This is a genomic window from Mesorhizobium onobrychidis (assembly GCF_024707545.1).
GTDB classification, from domain to species: Bacteria; Pseudomonadota; Alphaproteobacteria; order Rhizobiales; family Rhizobiaceae; genus Mesorhizobium; species Mesorhizobium onobrychidis.
In genome coordinates this window covers 6744592-6756717 of record NZ_CP062229.1, presented here as the reverse complement: position 1 = coordinate 6756717, position 12126 = coordinate 6744592, and the positions used below count along the sequence as shown (strand labels likewise).

The 12126-nt window shown below is 58.7% G+C and carries 11 protein-coding genes; 2 read left to right on the top strand and 9 right to left on the bottom strand.

Features of this window, described 5'->3' with window-relative positions:
- Positions 1-8: 8 nt before the first annotated feature.
- The 5 genes from IHQ72_RS33370 to IHQ72_RS33350 all read right to left on the bottom strand — a co-directional run bounded on the left by IHQ72_RS33370 (position 9) and on the right by IHQ72_RS33350 (position 5159).
- Positions 9-1286, bottom strand: a complete 1278-nt coding sequence (locus IHQ72_RS33370; protein WP_258120021.1) for a DUF2130 domain-containing protein — start codon at positions 1284-1286, stop codon at positions 9-11.
- A 41-nt stretch (positions 1287-1327) separates the two neighbouring features.
- Positions 1328-2068: a PaeR7I family type II restriction endonuclease gene (locus IHQ72_RS33365; RefSeq protein WP_258120020.1), complete on the bottom strand. Its 741-nt coding sequence runs from the start codon at positions 2066-2068 to the stop codon at positions 1328-1330.
- A 6-nt stretch (positions 2069-2074) separates the two neighbouring features.
- Complete coding sequence (locus tag IHQ72_RS33360; protein WP_258120019.1) at positions 2075-3784, bottom strand: Eco57I restriction-modification methylase domain-containing protein; 1710 nt, start codon at positions 3782-3784, stop codon at positions 2075-2077.
- A gap of 468 nt (positions 3785-4252) precedes the next feature.
- Positions 4253-4909 carry a hypothetical protein gene (locus IHQ72_RS33355; protein WP_258120018.1) on the bottom strand — a complete coding sequence of 219 codons (657 nt, stop codon included), beginning with the start codon at positions 4907-4909 and terminating at the stop codon, positions 4253-4255.
- A 4-nt stretch (positions 4910-4913) separates the two neighbouring features.
- On the bottom strand, positions 4914-5159 hold the full coding sequence (locus tag IHQ72_RS33350) for a hypothetical protein (protein WP_258120017.1): 246 nt from the start codon (positions 5157-5159) through the stop codon (positions 4914-4916).
- 287 nt (positions 5160-5446) lie between these two features.
- Here IHQ72_RS33350 and IHQ72_RS33345 point away from each other — a divergent pair, with 287 nt between their 5' ends.
- Positions 5447-5944 (top strand): hypothetical protein, encoded by a 498-nt coding sequence (locus IHQ72_RS33345; RefSeq protein WP_258120016.1) that lies wholly within the window; start codon positions 5447-5449, stop codon positions 5942-5944.
- Positions 5945-6092: 148 nt separating this feature from the next.
- Positions 6093-7172, top strand: a complete 1080-nt coding sequence (locus IHQ72_RS33340; protein ID WP_258120015.1) for an IS630 family transposase — start codon at positions 6093-6095, stop codon at positions 7170-7172.
- A 23-nt stretch (positions 7173-7195) separates the two neighbouring features.
- On the opposite strand, the gene IHQ72_RS33335 is transcribed toward IHQ72_RS33340, so the two are convergent.
- The 4 genes from IHQ72_RS33335 to IHQ72_RS33320 form a co-directional block, all read right to left on the bottom strand.
- The gene (locus tag IHQ72_RS33335; RefSeq protein WP_258120014.1) at positions 7196-9040 is read right to left on the bottom strand and encodes an ATP-binding protein; all 1845 of its coding nucleotides are present in this window, start codon (positions 9038-9040) and stop codon (positions 7196-7198) included.
- Positions 9041-9423: 383 nt separating this feature from the next.
- Positions 9424-9777, bottom strand: a complete 354-nt coding sequence (locus IHQ72_RS33330) for a hypothetical protein (protein ID WP_258120013.1) — start codon at positions 9775-9777, stop codon at positions 9424-9426.
- A gap of 94 nt (positions 9778-9871) precedes the next feature.
- On the bottom strand, positions 9872-10546 hold the full coding sequence (locus IHQ72_RS33325) for a DUF3313 domain-containing protein (protein WP_374120302.1): 675 nt from the start codon (positions 10544-10546) through the stop codon (positions 9872-9874).
- A gap of 280 nt (positions 10547-10826) precedes the next feature.
- Positions 10827-12125, bottom strand: coding sequence for a HAMP domain-containing sensor histidine kinase (locus IHQ72_RS33320; RefSeq protein ID WP_258120010.1), 1299 nt, complete (start codon positions 12123-12125; stop codon positions 10827-10829).
- Position 12126 lies beyond the last annotated feature (1 nt).

Below are 12126 nucleotides of genomic sequence, written 5' to 3'. Positions count from 1 at the left end.
GAGTGCTACTAGGCCGCGTCGTCTGCCGAAGAACTGGCTATCGAAAGCACCTCAAACGCCTCGATTTCAAGCATGGCGCGGCCGGCGATGCCCTGAAGATCGCCATACATTCCGACTGTCGATTCGATAACCCCTTGGATTTGTGCTTCGCGCTTAGCCCAAAGCCGCGTTGTTGCACGCTTCTCCTTATTCAGGTCATCTTGCATATCCGAGAATTTTTCTACGATCGCTTCGATGCGATGACGGAACCGCGGGCCCGTGAGATAGCCGTAGACCTGCTCCATCTTGGTCGCCTGGCCTTCCTGTGCCACGCGGCTATTCGCTAGCTCGATCAGCGATTGGCGAAGCATGATTGCGATAGGGATCGCGCACTTCGGATGGGCGACATATACGCCGTCCAGCAAGTCGAAAGTTTCGACACCGCCCGGTAGGGCCTCGGATATCATGAGAGCGATTTCGGCCTTAGCGGCCCGCTGGTCGCCCCTCAGTTTGGCCAACCAGCCTTGGCTCCAGTTCTTGGTGCGCTTCGATTCCCAGAGAATTGCTCCGCACTGCTGACCGGCAGGACCGATCACCCGCTGCAATGCGTCGCCGCCAAACTCGCCTTTTGCGACCGGCTCAATCACGTCCATGGGGAACCGACTGGCAATTAGAAACTCTAGTTCAAGTTCCAAAACTTCGCCCTGCAGCTGCTGAGAGCCCTGTTCGGCGCGCCGTCTTAATTCCTCGATCTGGCGCTGCATCCCGGCAATCTGCTCTTCCTTCTCAGCGACCTTCAGCTTTAATCCGTCTTCGGCCTCGGCCCGTGCCTGGATGCGCACGGCGCCAAGCCCCTCCTGCACCTTCTTTTCCACGGTGAGCGCAAGCTCTCGCTTCTCATCTTCAAGCTCACGCTGCTTTTTTAGAAACTCGGCCTGCTGTTGCTGAGCCGCCGAGAGTTTTTCGTCACGAGCCTTTAACGTCGCCTCTAGCTCGGCGAGTTTCTTGTCTTTGTCCTCCAGGTCCACGGACAGCAGCAGTTTCGCCTTCCTTCCTTCCTCTGCAGCAATCTCGGCGCGCTTCGCCGTCACCTTCTCGGCCACCTGCGCATCAACATCCTCTTTAGCCTTGGCAATGTCGGCCTGCTGCCGTTTCAACTCTTCTTCACGGGCCACCATAGACGCATTGCTCTGCGCCAGTCGGTGCTCGTACTCCTCCCGCGTCGCAGCAATAAGTGGAGCCGCGAGCGACTCATTGAGCTTGATTTCGGTCTTGCAGCTGGGGCAGCTGATCGTAGGCTCGTTCAATACTCTACTCCCTTGCAACATCGTACCAGTCGGCTGCACGGTCATTTGCGTGCGGCCTCTGCTGCTATATGGCCGGCAAAGCTAGCCACGAAGTTGTTCAGGCTTGTTGTGTCCGAAAGTTCGCTGTAGGCGCCCGTATCATGGGCATCGCGCGGGGAGACGATAATCGTAGCCGCCGAATACAGACGTTCCAGCATGAGCTTGCGGCAAAGGTTGTTGTATCGCTCGGCATAGGACGCGCACTGAAGATCTTTCAGCACTGGGAAGTGAGGTGACTTGTCCCTGACGGCGATACGGGATTCCGCGCAGTCTTCAAGAAGCATAAGCCAGCCCACAAACGGACGCGGAACATCCTCTCCAAACGCGCTCTCTCGGTAGGCAGTCCAGAGGTCGACAGCCGTTCCGATCGATTCTTCAGCGCGGTTATTGAAATTGTTGCCGAAGCTTGGACCCACCTGGGACTTGAACTCTAAGGCCGCGACCAGATGTCCCTTGCTGATGATCAAAATGTCCCAAAGCTTGGTCGGTCGGAAATAGCCGGGCAACGTCAAGACGCGGCGCATCAGATGAATCTCGGCGTCTTTCAGCCCGTTCTTTTCAACCAGGTCAACGATTAGGGCGAAAAAGCCGTCCATGTTCTTGCCTGCGGTAACGCCGGCCCGCTCCCCGGCATCGACCTTGCCTGCAAGCTTCTGTTTCGCGACGGCGGCGTGCCGATTTCCCCAAAACAGCTTGATGGCTTCCCGCGCCTTATCCTCATAACTAACAAGATTCAGCCCCACGTAATGCTACCCTTCCATTCCCAATGCGACGCGTTCGGCAGCCGTGAGCTTGTAAAGGCGGGCAACGGCCGCATTGCACCGCTCATGGTCACCGGCGCTCGCCGCCGCCGCCAATTCTTGTCTCTGTCTCTCGGGTACTGTTTCCCAACGCGGTAGCCGGATGCGGCGTACGTATTGCGCCTGAAACCTCAAATAGCCGCCTCGCATCTTCGTGGTGTAGGTCGCCACAAAAAGCCGGGCGATGCTCGAGAGCATGACGGCCTGGAGTGCCCGCAATTCCCACTCATCGGAAGTCAGCACATACAAATTATGGTGGGGGTAAAGCCGCCCCTCCTCATAGACGACATTTGCCTCACCCTTGATATCGGGAAACAGGAGCTTCGGCTTGTAGGTGAGCGACCGGTAAATCCGGTCGATGGTGCGATACCAGCTGCTGGGGTTTTTCTTCGACACGTGCCGCTGTTTGATTGCCGCTCCGTGCTCCTCTAGGTAGCGGGCAAACTTGGGATAGTCCTTCAATGCGGCAAGGCGGCCGTTATCCTCGAACGGGTTGAGGACGCCATAGCCTCGCCATTTGACCACGCCGCTTGAAATATCGCGGCTCATGGCCAGAGGCAGTTTACGGCTGGCTTCAACATCGAGTTCGTCGAATTTTCCGATAAAGACCTTATCCGCGCCTGTGGCCACGCCAATCCCGACCCGACATCCGGTCTCTTCTAAAGGAGGAAAATCGGCCTCCAGGCGGCGCACCACGGCAAGTTGGTCCGGCGCGTCCAGGATCCACGGCTCGTCGCCCTGAACAACGCCACCCACCTCCGTGACTGCATTGTTGGCCACACCATCCCGCATTGCCTCTGCAAGTCTACTGAGGCTGTTAGGATCAAGACTCGGCCGATGGGCGACCCGCGTTGTGGACGTCCGCTCGTTACCGAGAACGAATATCGCCGGATAGGCCACCACATCGCTGTGAAAGGCGAGAGTGTCGACCATGTCGACGTAGGCGAGGAGCTGATAGTGGTCGGCGACCAAGCGCCGTAACGGCGCGCCATAACGGTTCTTCATCCACCGATCTGCACAGATAAATCCTAGCCGGCCGCCTTGGCGCAACAGGGACAACCCATGTTCCAGAAAGGGCACGTAAAGGTCTGCGCGATCGAAAACACTTGAAAACCGACGCCGGTATTCGGCAATCAAGATGGTCGGAATGAGCTCTTGGCGGACATATGGCGGATTGCCGACCACGTAGGTGAACCGCTCGGCCCATTCAGTGAGCAGGAAATCACCTGAGCGAAGCCACACTCCCGCTAGCGCGCGCGCTTCGCGCTCACTGAGGCCCTCCTCGACCATGGCTTCCACAACACGGGAAAAGGTCCGCTCGAACGTCGCCGGGTTGAGCTCAACACCACGGACGGCATCCTTAAGTGCCAGCACGGCGTTGGTTTTGGTTCCGCTGGCCCGCAAGGACTCAAAAACGCGCTTGACGACCGCAAGCAGAAAATCGCCCTCGCCAAATGACGGTTCTAACAGGCTCTGCTGGTGCAGCGGTTGGTCGACCGTGTAGCCGACTAAGTCAAGAATGAAGTCGACAACCTCCCGCCGCGTGAATATTGCGCCACGGTCCTCCGCTTCCGCATTGGCCAGGGCACGCACTGCTGGTTCAAGCTGGGACAGCCCTGCCAGACTTAGCTGTAGGGGAGCACGCAATTTACCGTCCACGGCGCCTCGCTTAGAAATCCGGTTGAAATCCATTCCAGACTATAGCGCTCAACGCAGAATGAGAAAAGAACAAAGAGTGAACTTGCCGGTTATCCCCCGCCTTGGAGCTCAGAGCGCATCTCTTTCTGGCCCAGGGTTGAAACTAACGGCCGGCAATTTGGCGCCCACCGTTATTCGGGCCCTGGTCCAATCACGCGACGAAACTTGCCATCGGCCCAGGGAGATTCGGCTCGTCCACACTCGCCCGCGATCACGGTACCGCCCGAGCGCGTATGGGTCGACAGCTACAACCGCAGTCTTGAGGAATACTACGACCAGCAGGAAGACGCAGGCATCGCAGTGGACCTGGCTATCCGGCCGAGGTTTCCGTTCCGGCCTAACGGGCGCCACACCCCTCGGTATTCGCTCGAACGGTACCTGAAGGACGACGGCATCATGGAAGAATTGGCGACGCAGCGCAGGCCGTCGTCAGCTTTCCTTTTTGGCGGCCTTCTTCTTCAGCGACTTCGCGATCATGAGTTTCACGCTCGCGTCGGCCTTCTTCCGCCGCACGTCTTCGACTGTGTACGCAGCGTCGAGAACTTTCCGTGGATCCCAGCGCGAGTAGTCTTTCGGGGCCAGCCCGTAGCGGCGGCGGAGATCGGCGGCGAGGTCGAGGGCGTAGAGACCGACACGGCCGTATTGGAACTTCCTCTCCTCCCATACCTCTTCCCAATTTGGCGGGCCCGAGTGCTCGGCGTATGCGGAGATGGTGCTGTCTGCGGCCGCAATCTCGTTGGGCAACGTCAGGATGCGATACATGAGGGCGGCATCGATCGTCTTCCAGTCGAGGTCGTCTGGGAACGAGATCGACGGGGTGTCCACCTGCGGTGTCAGTTCGTCTTCGACATATTCGCCCTCGTCGTTGACCACCTCCACGCACTGCAGCACGAACGGGTCCAGCATGCATACGACCCGGGTGGCGAGATACCGAGCGTCCCGGTCGAGATCGGTTTGCTTGATCTCTGCCTCCTTCTGCACCGCCAGGCGATGGGTGAAATACGTCACGGCCAGCGTTACGGCGAGCGTCGACGCCGCGGTGATTGCGTTCGAGAGCAGCAGGAATTCTAGGCTTACGTCAGGCATCGGGTTATCCCTTGCCCTTATAGATTGCCGTGTTGAAGCGGTAGGATGCCCACGCGACCGCGCCCGCTGACACGACCGTGGACAGCGACAGAAACTGGTACGCGATTGCGATTTTCTCGCCGCAGGAGAGGTCGCCGCACGAGACTTCGACGGCCTCGTAAAGCGTAGACAAGGCCGACTGTAGCAGCCAGAGCGCCACGAAGAAAACGGCCGTCGGGATGACGACCGCCCAATCAATCCCGAATCTCATCACTGCCCCCTCTGAATCCCGAGTCCTGTATAGCCGTGCCGCTTCGGATTGGGAAACTTTCACCACTCCGCCGCCTCCTTTGCGGTTCCGGCGACGCGGTGCATTATGGTCCGCTGCGCGCGGCTGGGGGAGAGCGCCATGGAAGGACGCGGGATCACTAACCTGCTGCTCGCGGTCATCGCGGGCGTGCGGTTGTTCGGCAAGGACGCGATGCTAGGAGGCCTGCAGCGCTTCTTCGTTGTCGCCGTTGTCATCGCCGTCATATGGGGCCTGCTGGCGCTTGCCGGGTGGGGGGCCGCGAGACCCTCAAAGCATTCCGCGAGGCAAAGGACTGGAACGAGGTCGCCGGAGTACTTTACTTTATCGCCCTATGCTTCATCGGCATGCCGATGTTCGTATACGCGGGCTGGCTGTGGCTGGACGGGGCCGAGCGTGCCTTGAACGAAGCCATGGACTCATGGATCGGCAAGGCGTGGATAGCGGTCACCGTCCTGCTGCTTGGAGGCTTCGCGCTCGTCGGACTCGGCCGCGCCAAGGCCTGGCTGCGCGGCAACTGGCGCGACTGGCCGGACTACGCGATGCTCGGGCTGCGCGGCCTCGGCACAATGATTGTCGCCCCCTTCTTGTTCCCGGTTCGCGAATGGCGCGTCAAGCGGCATGCTGGATCGGGAGTCGTCGTTAGCTTTTTCTCCTCCATCTACGCCGGGCTTTTCGGTCTGGCCCTCTGGATGGTCTTGCTCGTCGCGACGATGTTCGCGCTGCTCGGGCTCGGCGTCATCAAGTGACCTGCATATTCCCGGGGCCGCGGGCATGAGGCGGTCCAGAGGAATAGGCCGGCCAAAACCAACGATCGGCACCAATCTAGTGGATTGATCGAGACAAAAGAGTCCGATGTTGGATTCCCATCGGTTTTCGCATGTGCAACGATCGGGCATGCGCACCGGTATTACATTTGACGTCACTGCCACCGACAGGATCCGGCTCGAAGCCATCGTGGCAAAGCGCGGTTCGCCGCAGAAGCATGCGTGGCGGGCGAAGATCATTCTGATGAGCGATGACGGGTTGGGAACTGTGGCCATTATGGAGGCTACCGGCAAATCGAAGACCTGCGTGTGGCGATGGCAGGAGCGTGTTATGGCCGAAGGCGTGGATGGCCTTTTGCGCGACAAGAGCCGCCCGCCAGGCATTGCGCCACTTGATCCCGAACTGGTCGATCAGGTCATCGCGCTGACGCTGGAAACGCCCAAGCACGAGGCCACACACTGGACCGTTCGCGCGATGGCAAAGGCGGTGGGGATCGCGGCCTCTTCGGTCGTCAAGATATGGCACGAGCATGGTCTTGCACCGCACCGCTGGCGCAGCTTCAAACTGTCGAATGACAAGGCCTTTGCCGAGAAACTGCACGATGTCGTTGGGCTCTACGTCTCGCCGCCGGCCCATGCCATTGTTCTTTCCGTCGATGAAAAAAGCCAGATCCAGGCGCTCGACCGCACCCAGCCAGGACTTCCTTTAAAGAAGGGGCGGGCTGGCACGATGACCCATGATTACAAGCGCCACGGGACCACCACCCTGTTTGCTGCCCTCAATGTTCTCGACGGCTCGGTGATCGGCCGCAACATGCAGCGACACCGGCATCAGGAGTTCATCCGTTACCTCAACGTGATTGAGGCGCAACTGCCGAAGGATAAGGCAGTCCACGTCATTCTTGACAACTACGCGACCCATAAGCAGCCGAAGGTCCGCGCCTGGCTGGCAAGACACCCGCGATGGACCTTCCACTTCGTTCCAACATCATGTTCATGGCTCAACGCTGTCGAGGGCTTCTTCGCCAAACTGACACGACGCAGACTGAAACACGGCGTCTTCCACTCCGTCGTCGACCTGCAGGCGGCAATCAACCGCTTCATGACTGAGCACAATAACGACCCGCGGCCATTCGTCTGGAAAGCAGATCCCGAAGAGATCATCGCAGCAGTCAAACGCGGGCACCAAGCGTTGGAATCAATCCACTAGCGCAAAATGCGGTCTGACCTGTTTCATGCAGACGCCGCAATGCCAGCCAGCTCCAGGTTGCTCTGTTTGGGTGCGAGCTCCTCCACATATTCTTGGAGGAATGGTACGTCAGCAAGCTTAGCCCGTAGGCCCAGCATTCGCGCCTGAGCTCTGCGGATGAAGACGTTATAAGTCATCGGAACAATGACCACGTTGCCGCGCGTTGTCGGCTCGTTCTCGCCCGCTTCGATCGTGGATCCAAGGACGAAGCATGTCACCGACGTCGCGTCTGAGATGTGACCGCCAGTCTTCAGCATTTTTGCGTAGTTCCAAGGCTGGGTAATTTGATCAGAGCCGATGCCAATTCCTGCCCTTTTTATCTCGGCGATCACTAGCCGATCAGTTCCAATAACCTCGCCAGACGGGTCATAGCTATCTCTGCTGTAAAGACCGACGCTCCCATCGGGAACTATTACATAGTCGGGTCGCAGGCGGCTAACAGGAGAAGTAGCGCCGAAAAATTTCCGAACGACCTCGGTCATTCCCTTGTTGGACGTAAATTCGATACTCTCATATTCGGGACCGAACACCCACAGCGATTTGTCAATCAGGGGCTGAAGATCGCCAACCTCCGACATGCTCGGATCACGGAGCTTCACATCCAGTTCTGCAATCAGTTTCAGACGGCTTTGAATCTCGTCCAGCGCGTCTTTCGCCAACCGGATGGTCCAGTCCTGTAGAATCGAATCAAGAGCATCGAAGTCATCGGGGACAAAGTCATGGAGCTTGCTGATAACCCCGTATTTGGAAGTCGAGACTTCAAGTGTTGCCAAAATCCCTGCGACTTGCCCAAGCTGATCCACAGTGATCGAGGGGCATGTGTCCACAACCTGGTCGACGAACTGGTTCCACCTTTCACGGCCAGCAGGCGGTAGCTTGGCAATGCTCGTGAAGTGAGTTTCCCTGACCGTTGCCTTCGCCTCTCGCCGCTTGTCGGCAGTGAACTCCGAGAGGGTCGCTTTTATGGCGTTGTGAACCCTCGGTAGGGTTTCTTTCCAAGCGACGGAATCAGCATTGAAACCAGTCCAGTCAGGTGTAACGGAATCGTCCAAAAAGTCCGCAAATATGATAAATAGGAACCGCTTCGCTTCTGATGTGCGCCCGTCAACGACCCGTTCGTGATCGAAACCCACCCAACTCGGCGAACCAACCAGCCGAGACTTCACGCGCCATGCGATACCATGTTGCTTCGTCGTCTTGTCAGACTTCAAGCTGTCGATAACTACAATTTCAGCCGTGCCGTGGCCCGGCACCTCGACCTTCACACGGTCCATACTGTGTCTTGGAATGTCGTCGAAGGTGACCCTTGTGCCGTCGATGAACACTTCAAAGTTCGGATCGGCGAGGAAGCGTGTACCGAGTACCTCTCGGGCCGTATCAGCCGCCATTGCCAGATTGGAAACGGTCGTAGCCCTTATCTCAGTACCATGACTAGAACCATCGCGCTGTTGCGAGGCAAGTTGCCGCATTTCGAACGGTTGGTTGACACCGCGTTTCACTTCAAATGAGGTCTCGATACCGTCACGCCACGTTGCGATAATGTACGGGTCCGAGAACCTAAACGCCGCATGTCGTCCCCTGCCGTTTCTTCCGTACGGGTCACGAGGCCCAAAATGCTTCAGTTCAGGCGGCGGGGTCGACCTGTTCCCCTCCATGCTGAGCTTGTCATAATCTAGCGTGCCCCAGCGTTGTTGGAATTGATCGGCGGTCATTCCCTTTCCGTCGTCGCGAATAGAGAACAGGCCACCATTTGCTCTGTCCGGCCAAGTGATCTCAACCTTGGTTGCAAATGCGTCCCACGCGTTCGCTACGAGTTCGACAATCGCCACGCCCGTATCCGAGATAATCGGTCCTGCGTACCGATCCAGAAACCGAGAATCGAAGAGAACACTTTGCCCAGACTTTGATTGATCCAAAATGCCCCCCGAATGCCGAAAAACCACCCTTCAATGGTTTAGCCTATTGCAACGTAGAGATGAAGGGGGAATTGGTAGCGTGGGAATGCGGCAAGGGGAATACTATGGCAAATGGGATGATACCGGGCGGCAACACGAGCGGCGGGACCTGCGCCGCAGCGATCGTCGGGCCCGCCAGCATAAACGACACGGCAACGACTGTCCTAAAATTGTTCATGGGGGCAACCTCGGCGTTCCTCGCTCGCGCAAGGCCAAGCCAATGGTTCTGAGAATTCGGGTCGGGGCTCGCAGTCACTTCAGCGGCTGAACTTCAGGTCCGGCTTGTCCCCGTCCCAACCCTGCACACCTCCGGGGATCTCGCTGAACCGAAGGCATTTGGTGCCCATCCTGCCGGTGATGCACACGGTTTCGCCCATCACGGTCCAATCGACAGTCAACGTGAACGGCATGGGGCCGCTTACGCTGCCGGTGCCGTCTTTCTTAAGAGTGAATTTGAGTGTCTTGCCGTCCGGTGTGTTGACCGACCAGGGGCGTCCGTCGGCAAGTACGGCCGCAGCCTTCCGTGCGGGCAGGAAAGCCTGGCTTTCAGCAGCAAATGAAGGACTTGCGACTAGAAGCGCAAGCAGTAGGGCTCGCAATCTCTTTCTCATTTCGATCTCCTATTTCCGCTCGATTTCCCGACTTGCGAATGACTGGCCAGCGACTGCCCGAAAGCAGACCGGCCGGACAATCTGACGATCCCAGCTATTGTTGCGAGGCAGCTGCCCCCTTGTCGGTCCAATCCGGCGGCAGGCCGAGTTGACCTGCAATCGCTCCCCTAATGCCGGGAGCCGATCCGAATGCCTTGCAGGCCTCATACTTCGGAGCGCCGCCAAGCGAGGCTTTGATCTTCTGCATCGATGGCATCAGCATCGTTTCCTTGAACGGGTCCTTGCCGCCGATCAGCGTGCGGCTGAGATCGGCTCCGAACGCCGAAGAGAGGGAATACGCATCTCCAACGGTGGAGACGCTGGCCTTCGTCGTCAGCATGTTGGCGCCGCGCGACCAGAGCATGGCCGCCTTCTGCGATCCATCGGCGCCGACGGCCTCGGCTTCGACCGCCAGCCCTCCAAGGCCGATCGGAAGCCTCGGCATCGGAATCTGCGCCACCAAGCCGCCAAGCGATGCGACGGTGGAGGTCGCCGCGGCTGCCCGGTTGGTTGCCACTATGTCGGTGACTGCCGCGTGAACGACGAGGTCTGCCGGTTCATTCGGAGCCGCGATCCTGAAGCGGTCGCTCAGGCCGGTGCATAGCGCCCGATCGATTGCGTTGGTTACGAGCGCCAGATCCTTGGGAGCGAATGCGCCGTCACCGCCAGTTCGTACCGTTGTCGGCACGATGCGCACGGTACGCGCGGCAAGAACCGGTGCTGGATCCACGCGCAGCTTCGCCTTTGTCAGGGTGCTTCCGGACGGAGTCATTCCCGTGTAGGAGCTGAGGGACAGACCCTCATGCAGAGGCACGTTCGTGCAGGAGGAAATCAACGAACATGTAATTGCGCAGAGCACCCGCAGGCGCATGTCATGTAGCTGAAACCTGGAGGCCATCTGCAACCTTCCGAACCGGGACCACAGTTCAGCTTCTAGCGACGCGAGAGTTAATGGCGGTAAAGGGAGTGTAAAGTTGGGTAAATCCGGAGACGGGCGACCAGCCGGCCGCTCAATCCTGAGGGCCGGTGTCGTCCGACTGGCGAAATGCCTCGGGTTTGCGCGGAATTTCCAGAGTGATCGTCAGGCCGCCCGTCTCCGGCAGCGACGCATAAACGCGCCCGCCGTGCCGCTCGATCGCCTGTCTGGTGATCGCGAGCCCCAGACCGTACCCGCCTCTCGGCACTGCATGGCCCCCGCGGGAGAACGGCTGGAAGATGCGTTCGAGTTCGTCGCGCCTAACACCTGGCCCCCGATCCATGACGGAGACCTTGAGCAGATCGGAAGTCGTCTCGCAGAACACGGATATCTGCGAATGCTCGGCGGTGTATTTGACGGCGTTGCGGACTACGTTTTCGAGCGCCCTATAGATCAATTCGCCTTCGACCTCGGCGAGGAAAACGCCGTCGACGTTCGGCGTGATCGACACCTCTCTCGCCTGTGCTTCGAAGGCGGCATCGCCCAGAATTTCGTTAAGTAGGTCGATCACATCGAGGGCCTGCGTCTTCAAGGGAAGGCCGGATGTGACGGTCAGTCTCGCAAGCGTCAGGACCTCGCCGACCAGATAATCCAGCCGTTCGACTTCCCGGTCGATTCGGTCAAGCATTGAGCTGAGTTTCGACGGGCTTTGCCTCAGAACTCCGACGACGGCCTGAAGACGCGACAAAGGCGAGCGCAGTTCGTGGGAGACGTCATGAAAGAGCCTCTGCTGTGCATCCTGAAGCTCCTGCAGCCGCGCGGCGGTCGAATCGAAATCATGCGCAAGCGCTGTCACCTCGTCCTTTCGACCCGCCATCTTATCGCCGATACGGATATCGAAGCGACCATGCGCAAGCGCGCTCAGACCATCGCGAAGATGGACGACGGGGCGTATGAGATATCGGGCAAGCGCCGCCGCTGCGATCGTGCTCGAAATCAGTATGGCTATCCATGGCATGAACGGCGCAAAGCTGTCGAAAACGAAGTTCGGTTGGACTGCCAGGGCCATTGCGTAGCAAACCCCGTCCCTCGCGACGAACCTGGTGTCTGCTGTATCGGCATCCGAACATGCGCCGGTTTGCGCGAGTTTCGAAATCGTCAGGCCAAGCGGCAATGTCTCTTCGCTCGTGCGCACGAGACGCGTGGCAGTTTGCTCGCCATCCTTTGCCAGCACGCTTGCAGTCAGGTTCAGAACGAGCGCGCGCCGCTCGTCATCCAGTTCCCGCGCGAAGGGAACGGTCTGAAAGAGATTGACGATGATGATTATGGTCGCGACGGTAGCCGCCATCGTCAGCCAGATGATCGTAAAAAATCTCCAGAAAAGCCGCGGCATC

Coding starts and splice junctions, on each gene's coding strand:
- IHQ72_RS33320 (WP_258120010.1), bottom strand. CDS start 12,125: ATGCCGCGGCTTTTCTGGAGATTTTTTACGATCATCTGGCTGACGATG.
- IHQ72_RS33355 (WP_258120018.1), bottom strand. CDS start 4,909: ATGCCTGACGTAAGCCTAGAATTCCTGCTGCTCTCGAACGCAATCACC.
- IHQ72_RS33340 (WP_258120015.1), top strand. CDS start 6,093: ATGCGCACCGGTATTACATTTGACGTCACTGCCACCGACAGGATCCGG.
- IHQ72_RS33350 (WP_258120017.1), bottom strand. CDS start 5,159: ATGAGATTCGGGATTGATTGGGCGGTCGTCATCCCGACGGCCGTTTTC.
- IHQ72_RS33330 (WP_258120013.1), bottom strand. CDS start 9,777: ATGAGAAAGAGATTGCGAGCCCTACTGCTTGCGCTTCTAGTCGCAAGT.